Genomic DNA, 14651 nt, shown 5'->3' on the forward strand with positions numbered 1-14651 from the left:
AACACCATTTTTTTATGATTTCATCAACAATAAAATTTAAACTATCCTTCATGATGTTCCTTGAATTTTTTATTTGGGGGGGGTGGTTTGTCACATTAGGCACTTTTTTGAGCAAGAATTTGAATGCGACAGAATTTGAAAAGGCTAATGTTTTCTCGACGCAGTCATTGGGTGCGATTATCGCCCCCTTTATCGTAGGAATGATTGCCGATCGTTATTTTAATGCGGAGCGTATTTTGGGTGTTTTGCACTTAGTTGGCGCAGTGCTAATGTATCAGATGTATGGTGCTGCCGATATGTCTACTTTTTATCCCTATGTATTGGCCTATATGATTCTATATATGCCAACGTTGGCTTTAACGAGCTCGGTTTCATTTCGCCAATTAACAAATCCAGAAAAGCAGTTCTCGGCTATACGCATCTGGGGAACCATTGGTTGGATCATTGCTGGTTTAGTTATCAGTTATTTTTGGGATGCAAAGGCCTCTGAAGGAGCATTAAAAAATACCTTCTTACTATCGGGTATCGCTTCTTTAGTATTGGGGATATTTTCCTTTGCTTTGCCAAAAACACCGCCGGTTAAATTGGATGAAGGCGAAAAGCCATCGTTTGCATCAATTATTGGTCTGGATGCCATCAAATTGTTGAAAGACAAAAACTTTTTTATATTTTTCATTTCTTCGGTATTGATTTGTATTCCATTGGCATTTTATTATTCCAATGCTAATCCTTTTCTATCAGAGATAGGATTAGAAAATGCCACTGGTAAAATGACGATTGGTCAAGCTTCGGAGGTCTTGTTTTTATTGGCACTTCCGATCTTCTTTACAAAATTTGGCTTTAAGAAGACCATTCTTGTGGGGATGTTAGCTTGGGTGATCCGTTATCTACTGTTTGCTTATGGTAATGCGGGCGAATTATCGTTCATGTTGTTGATCGGTATTGCCCTGCACGGAATCTGCTATGATTTTTTCTTTGTTTCAGGACAGATTTATACAGACAGTAAAGCAGGTGTTAAGTACAAATCTGCAGCTCAGGGCTTGATCACCTTGGCAACATATGGTGTTGGTCAGTTGATCGGTTTCTGGGTGGCAGGCTATGTAGGAGACAAATATAAAGATTTAAAAGCAACAGATTTAGCGGCATTTTGGAACCATACTTGGGTCGTGCCCGCAATTATTGCCGCGGTAGTATTTATTATCTTTTTAGCTCTTTTTAAAGACGAGAAGGTGGATAATGCGAACGCTGCACACTAAACAGAAAAAAATAACTATTTAAAAAAACAAATAATTAGAAGAGAGATGGCAACAAATACTTATGACGCGATTGTAATCGGTTCGGGGATAAGTGGTGGATGGGCTGCGAAAGAATTGACGGAGAAAGGGCTGAAAACAATTATGCTGGAGCGTGGTCGTAACATCGAACACATCAAAGATTATACTGCGCCAAATAAAAATCCATGGGAATGGCCTCATGCTGGTGGTCGTACGCAACAGATGATCGAAGATTATCCGGTTTTGCGTAGAGATTATCCCTTGAATGAAAAGAACCTGGATTTTTGGGTGAACGAAAAAGAGAGTCCCTATACAGAAGTGAAACGCTTTGACTGGTACCGCGGGTATCACGTGGGTGGTCGTTCTTTAATGTGGGGAAGACAATCTTATCGTTTGGGGGATTTGGATTTCGAGGCAAATTTAAAAGATGGCCATGGTGTAGATTGGCCAATCCGTTATAAAGATATTGCTCCTTGGTATAGTTATGCTGAAAAATTTGCCGGTATCTCGGGAAATAGAGATGGTGTGCCATCTTTGCCAGATGGTGATTATATGCCCGCAATGGCGATGAATGTTGTTGAAAAAGACTTGGCTGAGCGCCTGAAAAAACAATACGGTGGTCAACGTCATTTCATCATGGGTAGGACAGCAAACATTACTGTTCCGCATCATGACCGTGTCAATTGTCAATATCAAAATCAATGTTGGTTGGGTTGTAACTTTGGAGCTTATTTCAGCACGCAATCAGCGACTCTCCCTGCAGCAAAAAAGACAAATAACTTAACATTACGTCCTTTTTCTATCGTAACAAAGATTATTTACGATAAAAACACCAAAAAGGCAAAAGGTGTTGAAATTGTTGATGCTGAAACCAATCAGACTTATGAGTTCTTTGCGAAAGTAATTTTTGTTTGTGCGTCGGCATTGAACTCGACTTGGGTGTTGATGAATTCAGCGACCGATGTTTGGGAAGGTGGTCTTGGAAGTAGCAGCGGTGAGCTTGGACACAATTTGATGGATCACCATTTCCGTTGCGGTGCCGGTGGTAATGTGGAAGGATATTTGGATAGCTATGTTTTTGGCCGTCGTCCGACAGGTCTTTATGTGCCTCGTTTTGTAAACGTTGAAGGCGATACGAAAAAACGCGACTATGTTCGCGGATTTGGTTATCAGGGGGCTGCAAGCCGCGGCCGTTGGTCCGGTGCTGTTGCCGAGATGGAAGTTGGTAGTGCATGGAAAGATGCGATCTGTGAACCTGGTACATGGAATGTAGGTTTCACAGCATTTGGGGAGACTTTGCCGTACCATGAAAATAAAATTACTTTGGATAAGAGCAAAAAAGATAAATGGGGGTTACCTGTGCTATCGTTCGATGCCGAAATCAAAGATAATGAATTGAAGATGCGTGGTGACATGCAAAATGAGATGAAGGAAATGCTGGAGAGCATTGGCGTAAAGGATACGTATACCTATGATAATGTATATGGATTTGGTCAAGGTATCCACGAGATGGGAACAGCTCGTATGGGACGCGACCCTAAAACATCGGTATTAAATGGGAATAACCAGGTTTGGGATGCATTGAACGTATTTGTTACGGACGGTGCGTGTATGACTTCTGCAGGCTGTGTTAACCCATCACTTACATATATGGCGCTTACTGCACGTGCAGTTGATTTTGCAGTTAGTGAATTGAAAAAAGGTAATATCTAATAGCTAAAGATTGATAACAAATGGAAAATAACTCAAATAAGTCGAGTAGAAGAGATTTTTTAAAGACTGCGGCAACTGCTGCGGCAGCTTTCATGATCGTTCCTCGTCATGTATTAGGAGGAAATGGTTTCATTGCTCCTAGTGACAAGTTACAAGTGGCTGGTATAGGTGTAGGTGGTAAAGGGTTCAGCGACATTAACGCATTTCATGATTCAGGCAAAGCAGATCTAGCGTTCTTATGTGATGTGGATGATCGTCGTGCTGCTGGAGCGTTGAAACGTTACCCAAAAGCAAAATATTATAAAGATTATCGTGAGATGTTGGACAAAGAACACAAGCGCATTGAAGCTGTTTCTGTTTCGACTCCGGATCATCAGCACGCAATCCAGGCATTGGCGGCAATGCAACTGGGCAAGCACGTTTATGTTCAGAAACCGTTGACACATGATGTTTGGGAAGCAAGAGCACTGACGCATGCTGCGAAGAAATACAAAGTGGTTACCCAAATGGGGAATCAAGGGGCATCTAACGATGGACCGCGTTTTGTTCGTGAATGGTATGAAGCTGGTTTAATCGGTGATGTACATACGGTATATTGTTGGACTGACCGTCCGGTGTGGCCTTCAGGAATTGCATGGCCAACAGGTAAAGCGGAAATTCCGAAAGAGCTAGATTGGGATCTTTGGTTGGGAACTGCCCCATACAAAGAGTATGTGGATAAATTGGTACCTTTCAACTGGCGCGGCTGGTGGGATTATGGAACCGGCGCTTTGGGTGATATGGGCTGTCACTTATTGGAAGTTCCTTTCAGTACATTGGGATTGACTTATGTACAAGATGTACAGGCCACTGTAGGTTCTGTTTATGTAGATGAGTTCAAACGTGGATATTTTCCTGAAAGTTGTCCTCCGTCAAGTCACGCAACGCTGACTTTTCCCAAAACACCGCGCACAAATGGACCGGTAACATTACACTGGATGGATGGAGGTATTCAACCTGCACGTCCGGATGAATTAGGTCCGAATGAAATCTTTGGTGACGGTGGTAACGGCATCTTGTTGGTCGGTACCAAAGGTAAGATCTTGGCTGATACTTATGGTCAGAATGCACGTTTGTTGCCAACATCAAGAAAAGATCAGGTAGCACAGAAATATGCTCGTGTACCCGGACAAGAGGCTGGTCACTACGCACAATGGGTAGAAGCTTGTCAGGCGGGTTATGGTAAAAAAGAGGTAAGTTCACCTTTTGAAATCGCTGGTCCTTTGACTGAAGCACTATTAATGGCTAATTTGGCGATCAGAGGTGCTGATTTACGTATTGATGGAAAATATCCGGGACGCAACTTGAAATTGTTGTGGGATAACAACAATATGCGTGTGACCAATTTTGATCATGTGAATCAATATGTCAAACGTAACTACAGGCAAGGTTGGGAAATGAAATATAATTTCTAAAATTAAGATATTTAGTAGTATGAATAGAAGAGAAGCATTACAACGAGTTGCCTTGATTTTAGGAGGAACCGTTATTGGCGCTAATTTATTTTTGGAAGGATGTACACGTTCGGCTACAAATGATGTGCAGGCTTTATTTGAGGCAAAAACAACAGATTTGTTAGGTGATTTAGCGGAAGCTATCCTACCAGCAACTGCAACTCCCGGTGCAAAAGAAGCTGGCGTGGGAAGTTTTATTCCCGTAATGGTCCGTGACTGTTACACGGAAAAGCAGCAAAAAGCATTTTTAGCTGGTTTTGCAAGTTTGGATGATAAAGCGAAAGAAGTGAAGGGAAAACCTTTCCTTGAACTTTCACCTGAAGATCGGACAGCGGTAGCTGCAGCTTTGGATAAAGAGGCAAACGAGTTTAACAAGAAACAGGGCGAAGAGCAAAAAGATATTTTGGAGAAAAATAAAGAAAAACAAAATCAATTGTATAATTACGTGGAAAATGATCCACCACACTGGTTCACGATGTTTAAACAATTGACTTTGACGGGTTTCTTTAATTCGGAATTAGGTTGCACAAAAGCATTGCGTTTTGTTAAAATCCCCGGAAAATATGACGGAAACTTTCCGTACAAAAAAGGCGATAAAGCATTCGCATAATAGCTATGCATTGTATAAAATAAAAGTGGAGGCCCAAGCCTCCACTTTTATTTTATCTCTACCTCCAGTGCAAAATGAATACGTTGTTGTTTTGTGACGGACATGAAATAGCCCTTGTCGGTCGAATCCCCATTAATGTCAACAGTGTCATTATAACGAAGTTCTCTGAGGTAGTTCATCTCCAGCGATTTGATCTGATTTGTCAGAACCAGTTCGATTGGCAGCCTATCCATACACCAGTCCAGGTACCTGACATTATTGGCATGGTTGACAATATCAAGATCGGATAACTTGACGCTATATTGATCAATATTTTTGACAGATTGAGAAATATCCAATTTGGAGAAAGGCCGTTGTGTCGCAGGACGATCCGGATAAGTTGTAAAATCATCTGTAGAAATGGCCAGATCCTCAGAACTTCTTTTAACGGTATTGATCACCGCCCAATAGCTCGTGGCCGTAACATATACTTGTCCATTTACCCGAATTTCAAAATTACGCGTAGAGCGCGCACCTTCCAGTTCCTGTATCCACGTTCTTACCTGAACAATGTCCATCCATTTGGGCAGTCTGTTGATTTCAATACGCATTCTGCTGAGCACCCAGGTTTGGTTGTGTTTGGCCATTTCCTTAAAACCGAAACCGATATTAGTCGCATGCTCGCCAGCAGTAAGCTGAAGAATATTTGATAAGTCGGAGAAACGGATACGACCATTGGAGTAACATTGTGTAAAATAAATTTCCCAGTTTTTCTCAAAGACTGATTTTTCCATCTGTTGTTTTATTTTTTGCAAAATTAGGCAATATGACTGATTTGGTCTCTTAAATCAAAATGAAATGACATAATTTTAAGATATTCAGATAATATTGTATCGCATGATAAATTTCAAGCATTAACAAAACAAAAAAGCGAAAACCGCCAATCGTTTTTTTATTGTAAAATAAATGATAGTTTTCAATTATTTAATTGATTATTATCACCAGATTAGGTAGATTTAAATAAGCCAATGGCATAAAATAATAAAATAAGATTGGTTTTATCGCGTTATATCAGGTGTAGCGTGAAACATTAAATTTACACATTAAATGCTAATATTATGGTTGGAGAACTAATAGCTAAAGAGGAAATTCCTCAATTTAAATTTATCCCTGCGAGCGAAGATAAGTCCGCGACGTTTATGGATAAATTGAAAGGGGCCCTTCGGTTGGGAAATGAATTTAAGTCCAAAACTGAAATAGCCTTTCAAACAGATTCCGGACCAAAGCGTATCGAAACCACAGTGTGGTCATTAACCGATAGATATATCCAGATTAAAAGTGGGGTATTAATCCCGCTTCGGTCGATTATTGCAATTGACTATTAATAAGAAAGGCTCCTACATTCGTAGGAGCCTTTCTCTTGGCAATTCATCCTGAAAGGATTGTCTGTTGTAGTTAATAGGTTTCGCCAGTGAGTTCCTTCAGACGTATTTCTGAAACTTTCGCGTCGTACTGGGCTGTATAACTCCTGGTCATTGCATTGATATAATTTAACTGTGCTGTCCTTACTTCCAGGGTCGTAATCGTTCCGATACGAAACTTATCCATGGTAATGTTTAGATTTTCTTTGGCGAGTTCTTCGTTCTTTTTTTCTACGTTCGCCAATTCGATATTGGTAATATAGGTCTGAAAGAGTGTCCGAACTTGTGCCTGTATGTTTTGTTTTTGCTGCTGTATCTGTATTTCTGTGCTTTGCATCTGAAATTTCGCGATTCGTTCATTTCTGTTTTGAATAAACCCGTTGAAAATATTCAGTGAAGCAGTCACACCATAGTTAAGCCCTTTATTTTTGTTTTCCGTCGAGAAACCCAATGAGGAGTGGGATTCATTCCAATTATACCCGGTATTCAGTCCGATTTTGGGATAACGTTCCGCTTTGACGGATTTTAGATTCAGTTCAGCGACTCTTTTGTTGATGAGTGCCAATTGGATTTGTGGATTTTGCTGATCAGCTATCTGGATCAGATCGCCCAATTTAAGATCCGTATCCAGTTTCATCTCATCTTCGACCTGGAAATCTATGCCCAGGTCGCGAGTCATTAGCTGATTCAAGTAAGTCTTGGTATTTTGAAAGCTCTCGCGTTGCCGGAGTAAATTGGTCTGATCTGTATTTAGGTCGACTTTTGCATTCAATAGATCCAATTTGGATCCCTTTCCGATTTCCAGACGGTTTTCGGCCAAAGTGACCCGATATTGAGATAGGGTAATTGTCGTGTCTAAGGCATTCAATAAACGTTTTTGTTGTACCAGGTTGTAATAAGTGGCAATGACCTCGCTTAACTGACTGATCACTTCAAATTTGATTTCTGCTTCACCTTGGCGCTGTATTTCTTTGAATCTATCGCGGCGGGCAAACATACCAAATCCGTCAAATACTGTCCAGTTAAGATTGACTCCATAGGACATGTTGTCATTCTTGGCGTTGGAGATTTGCTGCACTTGTCCGTCATTCCTTACCTGACGGGAATTTTGAATAGAATTGCTCCGGCTAAAGCTTCCGGTGACGGCAGGGAGCATTCCGGCACTACCGAGACTTGTATTTTCGATATCTATTTTGTTGTCATTTTTTGCCAACAGGATATTGAAGTTGTTGCTCAGGGTGGTTGTTAAAGCCTCCTCCAGCGTTAATACTTGTTGCGCACGGGCTTGAAACAGGATGAAGCTAAGCAACATTGCGATGATTATATTTCTCTTCATGTCTGATCTATTCGTAGCTTTTAATGTTATCAAATTCAGGTCTGTGTTTTTTGGGCCTTGACCACATATAATAGATTGCAGGGATAATGAACAAGGTCAGTATCAACGAAAATATGGTACCGCCTACAATAACAACCCCCATACCAATACGGCTTGTCGAGGCGGCGCCAAGGGACATGGCAATTGGCAAGGCGCCTAGCGCAATGGCTAGACTGGTCATTAAAATAGGTCTTAGGCGAGACTCGGCCGAATGCATGATGGCCTCAAATTTTTCCATACCCTCTTCTCGCATCTGATTGGCAAATTCAACAATTAAAATACCGTTTTTCGTCACCAGACCGATCAGCATAATGGTTCCGATCTGGCTGAATATATTCCAGGTCTGATCAAATAGCCATAAACTGATCAGGGCACCGGCTACTGCCATCGGCACGGTAAGGATGATGATAAATGGATCAAGGAAGCTTTCAAATTGAGCCGCCAATATCAAATAAATCAGCAACAGGGCTAACCCAAACGCAAATAGGGTATTTGAGCTACTTTCCACAAAATCGCGGGATTCGCCACTAAGGTCAGTTGTAAAACTCTGATCCAGTACTTTCTCCTTGATACGGTCCATCGCAGCGATGCCATCGCTCATGCTCATACCGGGTGCAAGCCCGGCGGAAACGGTAGCTGACATGTAACGGTTATTGTGGTAAAGTTGTGGCGGACTGCTTTTTTCCTTGACATTGACGACATTATCCAATTGTATGAGCTGTCCTATATTATTGCGGACATAAATTGAAGTTAGATCTGTTGGCGTGGCCCGCCTATCGTTTTCCACCTGTCCGATTACTTGATATTGCTTTCCGTCACGCATAAAATAAGCGAAACGCTGACCGCTTAACAACAGCTGAAGTGACTGAGAGACATCGAGTACGGACACACCCATACTCAAGGCTTTTAAACGATCAATTTCGACATGAAGTTCGGGTTTGTTAAACTTCAGGTTGATATCCGTTGTTGAAAATGTAGGATCATTATTCACTTCATTCATAAACTCCGGAATCTTCTCCTGGAGCTTTTCAAAGTTTTGTGCCTGAATAATATACTGTACCGGTAAACCGCCTCTACGGTTCATGGAAATGGTTGGTGTCTGCGAAACATTGACACGCACGCCATCGTATTTTTTTGTCCATTTGGTCAGCTCTTTTGCAACATCATCCTGCGACCTTGTACGTTCTTCTGGATCGATCAGGGTCATGCGAATCCGTCCGGAGTTGACGGAACTGGCACCAAAACCCGGAGAGGTGATATTTAAACTAATCTTATTTTCCGGAATGGAATCGTAAACGAGATTGTCCAGTTCTTGCATATAACGGTCCATATATTCATAAGTGGCTCCCTCGGGGCCTGTGACATTGACCATAATGCTACTCCGGTCGTCATAAGGGGCGGTTTCTTTTTTGATGGAAGAGAAGATCACTCCGATAATGACAAAACAGACCAATAAGATTGGGAAGCTAATCCATTTGAACTTCATGAACTTATCTAGGCTATTGGCATAACCCTTATTCATTTTCACGAACATGGGTTCGGTCCATTCATAAAAGCGGGTCTTTTTATGGCCTCCACCTTTGATCAGGTAAGCATTGAGCATGGGCGTCAAGGTGAGGGAAACAAAGGCCGATACCAGCACGGCCGAGGCGATAACCACTCCGAATTCACGAAACAGGCGACCAACGAAGCCTTCCAGAAATATCACTGGTAAGAAAACAGAAGCAAGTGTGATGGAAATGGAAATGACCGCAAAGAAAATCTCTTTTGACCCCTTTAAAGCAGCTTCAATAGGAGACATGCCTTCTTCAACCTTCTTAAAAATATTCTCGGTGACGACAATTCCGTCATCCACGACGAGTCCTGTTGCCAAAACAATCGCCAGTAGGGTAAGCACATTGATCGAAAACCCAAAAATGTACATGATGAAAAAAGTTGCGATCAGGGATACGGGGATATCCAATAAGGGCCGTAGAGCTATTCCCCAGTCACGGAAGAAAAAATAGATGATCAGTGTAACCAATATAATGGAGATCAGTAAGGTCTCTGCTACCTCAACAACGGACTTTTTGATGAATTTGGTATTGTCAGAAGCGATATTGATGCTGATATCCTGAGGGATATCCTCTTTCATCTGATCCAGCATCTTGTAAAAATTATCGGCGATTTCCAGGTAATTTGTTCCCGGTTGAGGAATAACGGCCACACCGACTAGCTGTTTACCGTTGCTGACCATTTTTGTCTCTAAATTTTCAGCATCAATTTCAGCACGGCCGATGTCAATAAATTTGACCAGCCGTGTGCTATCTGCTTTTAGGACGATGTTGTTAAACTGCTCGGGTGTGGAAAGGTTGCCAACTGTTTTTACGGTTAATTCAGTGGTGTTACCAACAATTTTACCGGAGGGGAGTTCAATGTTTTGGTTGTTCAATGCGGTCCGGATATCGGAAGCGGTAATACCGTAAGCGGCCATTCGGTCGGGATTGAGCCAGAGGCGCATAGCATAACGTTTCTGACCGTAAATTTGCGTGCTACTGACTCCGGGAATGGTCTGTAGCCTTTCGGAAATAACGTTTTCAGCATAATCACTCAGTGAAAGCTTATCTCTGGTTTCACTCTGTAGGGTAAGCGTAATGATCGGATCGGAGTCAGCATCTGCCTTTGATACAACAGGAGGGGCGTCAATATCTTGAGGCAGGCTTCTGACAGCCTGCGATACTTTGTCACGCACATCATTGGCAGCTTCTTCCAGATTTTTCTTTAAATCGAATTCAATTGTAATATTACTCGATCCCTGATTGCTCGAGGAGGATATGTTGCGAATTCCATCGATGGAGTTGATCGCCTTTTCCAGAGGTTCAGTGATCTGGGACTCGATAATATCGGGATTGGCACCGGCGTAGTTGGTGCGGACCGATACGATGGCCGGATCAATGGAAGGGTATTCACGAACGCCCAGAAAACTAAAGCCAATGTAGCCAAATAGAATAATTGTAATATTGACAACAATGGTAAAAACGGGGCGCTTTATAAAAACGGCAGATAAATTCATGTACAGTTAGTTAGCTAGTGAAACTTTAACCTTCACTCCATCTTTTAATGCGAGAACGCCAGTTGTCAGGACCGTGTCCCCGGCACTTATTCCGGATAAGATGACTATCTCTTTATCCGTACGGGACCCGGTTTCAACTTTGGTTTCTTTTGCCAGCCCATTTTCCAGAATAAATACTTTTTTTCCGTCCTGAACCGGGACGATCGCCTCGGTCGGAATAGCGATTGCATCATTTTCTACTTCAATCGGCAGGATAACATTGACAAAAGATCCTACCCGAAGCCGACCCTGTTCGTTCGCTGTCCGTGCCCGAACAGTCAATGTGCGGGTGTCTGGGGATACTTCAGGTTCGATCGCATAAATGTTTGCTTTGATGACTGTTGGGTCATTGGCAACACTAAATTCGACGGGGGCATTTAACTTGACCATATTACTGTATTTTTCAGGGATAGCAAATGTAATCTTGACCGAATTGTCTTTGACCAAATTTGCGATCAGGGTATTCGATGAGACGATTGCACCAACTGAAATGTTTCTTAAGCCGATCATGCCGCTGAATGGTGCTCGCACGGTTGTCTTGGAAATCTGCGCCTGAATCAACTGGATTTGCGCCTGTGCAGTTTTTAACGCTGCACTGGCGATATCAAATTCTTCCTGACTGATTGCGCCTTTCTGAAGTAACAGTTTTGCCCTACGCTCATTTTCTGCATTAAGCTGATTTGTTGTCTGAGCCTGCTTTAGTTGTGCCTGAAGTTCAATATCATCAATCTTGATCAACGGCTGTCCTTGTTGGATACGTTGGCCCTCTGAAAAGTAAATTTTTGTAATTCGACCACTGACCTCGCTTCTGATCTCAACCTTTTCTTCGGCATCGATACTTCCGGACAAATTAATGGACCGATCTGCTACAGATGATTTTGCGATAATCGCCTGTGCAGCGACAGGAGCATCTTTTTTGACGGTAGATTGGCCACTTTCTTTCTTGTCTTTTTTTGAATTTATGAGGAAATATCCACCTCCGATAACAGCACAGGCTAGAAGGATGTAGATGGTCGTTTTTTTATTCATTGTGGTATAGTCCTTATGTGGTTTTTGATTTGACGGATAAAGATAGGTTTATTCTAATGATGAAACCGGTTGTCAAAAGGATTTTACAATACAGAACAACCATCTATCCGTTGATGGTGCAATATGCTGGCTATAAAAAAAGCTAGAAACTTGTTCTAGCTTTATGCTTATTATTTTTTCGCTTTGACTGTTTTCTTTTCGACTTTTTTTTCCGTCGAATCATCTACTTTTGGTTTAATGGAAGCTTTCGATAAATGTGGTCTTCTTTTTCCAAAAGAACCGTTTGATATTTTTCCTCTTCTGGTTTTGATATCACCTTTTCCCATAGTATAAAATATTTTGGTTTTAACAATACATTATTGATAAGTTTAAATATACCATATTCCTTTTGGATTTGCAATTTACTTAATATTAAATGATTGGGAAAATTCTTTTCTGTATGTCTATTTTAAAGTTTTGGCTGATGGTCTCAAAGAAAAGGTTATTGGCTGGTTTATTTTCTGCTAACAGATAAGGGATCTCCAGGATGTGATCTTTTAATTTGATCCGATAATAACCATAGAGCAGACCTCTGGTGGTCTGAATGGACTCAACCTGTTGTACGCCCTGAATGTCCCGGAAAATATTGAAAGTATAATTATCCGCACGAAGCTGTTCCACAAAAACCTCATTTGTTTTGGTGTTAAACCAGATCTGCTGGCTCTTGATCTTGCTGAAGTGATTATTGAAAAGAAAGAGGTACCCAATTAAAAAAAAGGCGATTGGAAGCAAAAACAATACAATCTTAATTTTGACAAAGAGCAATACTGTGATGAGAATAAGGACCACGCCCATTAGGGCATTGGAGAGTGTTTTCTTGAGGGTGGATTGAATGAGTGCAGCGGGCGCTTCGATCAATTGGAAGCCCGATTTTAAATTTTTGGAATTTATGTCTTCTGATCCGGAAAAATTAAATTTTTTCCGGATCAGAAGATAAGAAGCTAGGAGAATTAGTCCAACAATCAACAATTTCATGACGCTTTGTTAATATTGTTCTTCTGCATTTGGATATTGGACAGCCTTGACCTCAGCAACGTAATTGCTCACTGCTGCTGTAATCTGCTCGTGAAGATTGGCAAAATGTCGCATAAACTTTGGCTTAAAATCCGCATTCATCCCCAACATGTCATTAATGACCAATACCTGGCCATCGCAATCGGCACCTGCACCTATTCCGATTGTTGGAATATCCAATTTTTCGGTTACCGTTTTGGCTAAAGTTGCAGGAATTTTCTCCAATACAATGGCAAAACAGCCCACTTCTTGTAGAGCCAGTGCATCTTCAATAAGTTTGGCTGCTTCTTGTTCTTCCTTGGCACGGACACCAAAATTTCCAAATTTGTTAATGGACTGTGGTGTTAAACCCAGATGTCCACATACTGGGATTCCGCCGGAAATAATCTTTTTGATATTTTCAATAATTTCAAGACCGCCTTCCAATTTCAGAGCATGTGCGCCGGATTCTTTCATCATGCGTACAGCGGCCTTGTAGGCTTCGTTTGCAGAACCCTGGTAGCTACCAAAAGGTAAATCTGCCAAGACCATGGCGCGTTCTGTGCCCCGTGCAACGGCCGCTGCATGGTAGATCATATTGTCAAGCGTGATGGGTAGGGTGGTTTCATAGCCAGCAAATACATTGGCAGCAGAATCTCCGATTAGAATAACATCTACACCGGCACCGTCTACCATTTTGGCCATGGAGTAGTCATAGCTGGTCAGCATCGAAATCTTCTCCTGACGTTCTTTCATTGCTTGAAGCATTGCTGTGCTTACTCTTTTTATTTCTTTGTTTACAGACATCTTAACTTATATTGTAAACCCAAAAGTAAGGTTTTTATCATACATTGGCCAATATTCTGCCTTGTGTTTTGTATTTTTGTCAAATGATACAGAATGAAACCCGTCTATTTAAATTTCCCAAATTTTCAGAATTAATAATCTATGAGGATGAAAATTTGATTGTTATAAATAAACCTCCTTTTGTCGCTTCTTTGGACGAAAGGGAGGGGGGAGAGATTAATATTCTCCGTTTGGCAAAGAAATATCATGCTGACGCTCAAGTCTGCCATCGTTTGGATAAGGAGACTTCAGGTATTTTGTTGATCGCGAAAAATCCGGAAACCTACCGTTCGATTTCCATCGCTTTTGAAAAGCGCAGAGTCAATAAGGTCTACCATGCTATTATCAGCGGCACGCATACTTTTAACGATCTTGTCGTCGACTTGCCTATTTTAAACCTAGGCAATAAAAATGTATCCATTGACCGCGCAAATGGCAAGCCTGCGGAAACCATCTTTAATTCCCTTAAATATTATAAGAATTATACCTTAGTAGCGTGTAAACCGATTACAGGGCGCATGCACCAAATCCGTATTCATTTGGCTACACAGCATGCTGCAATCGTAGGGGATAGCATGTACCGCGGAAAACCTGTTTATCTGTCACAAATTAAGAAAAGAGGCTATACTTTGTCCAAGGATGAAGAAGAACAACCCATTATGAAACGTTTTGCCTTGCATGCCAAGCATGTTGAATTTGAATTGAATGGTGAACAAATGGTATTTGAGGCACCTTATCCGAAAGATTTTGCAACTTTGCTGAAGCTGTTGGATAAATTTGATTCTTAA

13 protein-coding genes are annotated in these 14651 nt (G+C 41.4%); 6 read left to right on the forward strand and 7 right to left on the reverse strand.

Annotated features, from left to right (window positions below; translation table 11 throughout):
- The first annotated feature begins 17 nt into the window (after positions 1-17).
- Genes D7322_RS05245 through D7322_RS05260 form a run of 4 tightly spaced genes read left to right on the forward strand, consistent with a single transcriptional unit; the run spans position 18 to position 5090 of the window.
- A complete protein-coding gene (locus D7322_RS05245) occupies positions 18-1256 on the forward strand; it encodes a nucleoside permease (RefSeq protein WP_121122140.1) in 1239 nt (412 codons plus the stop codon).
- 45 nt (positions 1257-1301) lie between these two features.
- On the forward strand, positions 1302-2987 hold the full coding sequence (locus D7322_RS05250; RefSeq protein WP_121121939.1) for a GMC oxidoreductase: 1686 nt from the start codon (positions 1302-1304) through the stop codon (positions 2985-2987).
- A gap of 20 nt (positions 2988-3007) precedes the next feature.
- Complete coding sequence (locus D7322_RS05255; protein WP_121121941.1) at positions 3008-4441, forward strand: Gfo/Idh/MocA family protein; 1434 nt, start codon at positions 3008-3010, stop codon at positions 4439-4441.
- 19 nt (positions 4442-4460) lie between these two features.
- Positions 4461-5090 (forward strand): gluconate 2-dehydrogenase subunit 3 family protein, encoded by a 630-nt coding sequence (locus D7322_RS05260; protein WP_121121943.1) that lies wholly within the window; start codon positions 4461-4463, stop codon positions 5088-5090.
- A gap of 47 nt (positions 5091-5137) precedes the next feature.
- Here D7322_RS05260 and D7322_RS05265 read toward each other — a convergent pair whose 3' ends face one another.
- Positions 5138-5863: an acyl-[acyl-carrier-protein] thioesterase gene (locus tag D7322_RS05265; RefSeq protein ID WP_121121945.1), complete on the reverse strand. Its 726-nt coding sequence runs from the start codon at positions 5861-5863 to the stop codon at positions 5138-5140.
- 324 nt (positions 5864-6187) lie between these two features.
- Here D7322_RS05265 and D7322_RS05270 point away from each other — a divergent pair, with 324 nt between their 5' ends.
- Positions 6188-6454, forward strand: coding sequence for a hypothetical protein (locus D7322_RS05270; protein ID WP_172394354.1), 267 nt, complete (start codon positions 6188-6190; stop codon positions 6452-6454).
- 70 nt (positions 6455-6524) lie between these two features.
- On the opposite strand, the gene D7322_RS05275 is transcribed toward D7322_RS05270, so the two are convergent.
- From D7322_RS05275 to panB, 6 genes are all read right to left on the reverse strand, one after another.
- Positions 6525-7826 (reverse strand): TolC family protein, encoded by a 1302-nt coding sequence (locus D7322_RS05275; protein ID WP_121121947.1) that lies wholly within the window; start codon positions 7824-7826, stop codon positions 6525-6527.
- 7 nt (positions 7827-7833) lie between these two features.
- Positions 7834-10917 (reverse strand): efflux RND transporter permease subunit, encoded by a 3084-nt coding sequence (locus tag D7322_RS05280; RefSeq protein WP_121121949.1) that lies wholly within the window; start codon positions 10915-10917, stop codon positions 7834-7836.
- Positions 10918-10923: 6 nt separating this feature from the next.
- A complete protein-coding gene (locus D7322_RS05285; RefSeq protein WP_121121951.1) occupies positions 10924-11985 on the reverse strand; it encodes an efflux RND transporter periplasmic adaptor subunit in 1062 nt (353 codons plus the stop codon).
- 170 nt (positions 11986-12155) lie between these two features.
- Positions 12156-12311 carry a 30S ribosomal protein THX gene (locus tag D7322_RS05290; protein ID WP_121121953.1) on the reverse strand — a complete coding sequence of 52 codons (156 nt, stop codon included), beginning with the start codon at positions 12309-12311 and terminating at the stop codon, positions 12156-12158.
- 85 nt (positions 12312-12396) lie between these two features.
- Positions 12397-12999: a hypothetical protein gene (locus D7322_RS05295; protein ID WP_121121955.1), complete on the reverse strand. Its 603-nt coding sequence runs from the start codon at positions 12997-12999 to the stop codon at positions 12397-12399.
- 9 nt (positions 13000-13008) lie between these two features.
- Entirely contained in the window at positions 13009-13824 is an 816-nt protein-coding gene (panB, locus tag D7322_RS05300) for a 3-methyl-2-oxobutanoate hydroxymethyltransferase (RefSeq protein WP_121121957.1), read from the reverse strand.
- Between the two features lie 83 nt (positions 13825-13907).
- Between panB and D7322_RS05305 the strand changes: the two genes are divergently transcribed.
- Positions 13908-14651 (forward strand): RluA family pseudouridine synthase, encoded by a 744-nt coding sequence (locus D7322_RS05305; RefSeq protein ID WP_121121959.1) that lies wholly within the window; start codon positions 13908-13910, stop codon positions 14649-14651.

It is taken from the genome of Sphingobacterium puteale (assembly GCF_003627955.1).
GTDB classification, from domain to species: Bacteria; Bacteroidota; Bacteroidia; order Sphingobacteriales; family Sphingobacteriaceae; genus Sphingobacterium; species Sphingobacterium puteale.

Coding starts and splice junctions, on each gene's coding strand:
- D7322_RS05290 (WP_121121953.1), bottom strand. CDS start 12,311: ATGGGAAAAGGTGATATCAAAACCAGAAGAGGAAAAATATCAAACGGT.
- D7322_RS05275 (WP_121121947.1), bottom strand. CDS start 7,826: ATGAAGAGAAATATAATCATCGCAATGTTGCTTAGCTTCATCCTGTTT.
- D7322_RS05250 (WP_121121939.1), top strand. CDS start 1,302: ATGGCAACAAATACTTATGACGCGATTGTAATCGGTTCGGGGATAAGT.
- D7322_RS05255 (WP_121121941.1), top strand. CDS start 3,008: ATGGAAAATAACTCAAATAAGTCGAGTAGAAGAGATTTTTTAAAGACT.
- panB (WP_121121957.1), bottom strand. CDS start 13,824: ATGTCTGTAAACAAAGAAATAAAAAGAGTAAGCACAGCAATGCTTCAA.
- D7322_RS05285 (WP_121121951.1), bottom strand. CDS start 11,985: ATGAATAAAAAAACGACCATCTACATCCTTCTAGCCTGTGCTGTTATC.
- D7322_RS05305 (WP_121121959.1), top strand. CDS start 13,908: ATGATACAGAATGAAACCCGTCTATTTAAATTTCCCAAATTTTCAGAA.
- D7322_RS05295 (WP_121121955.1), bottom strand. CDS start 12,999: ATGAAATTGTTGATTGTTGGACTAATTCTCCTAGCTTCTTATCTTCTG.
- D7322_RS05260 (WP_121121943.1), top strand. CDS start 4,461: ATGAATAGAAGAGAAGCATTACAACGAGTTGCCTTGATTTTAGGAGGA.
- D7322_RS05280 (WP_121121949.1), bottom strand. CDS start 10,917: ATGAATTTATCTGCCGTTTTTATAAAGCGCCCCGTTTTTACCATTGTT.
- D7322_RS05265 (WP_121121945.1), bottom strand. CDS start 5,863: ATGGAAAAATCAGTCTTTGAGAAAAACTGGGAAATTTATTTTACACAA.
- D7322_RS05270 (WP_172394354.1), top strand. CDS start 6,188: ATGGTTGGAGAACTAATAGCTAAAGAGGAAATTCCTCAATTTAAATTT.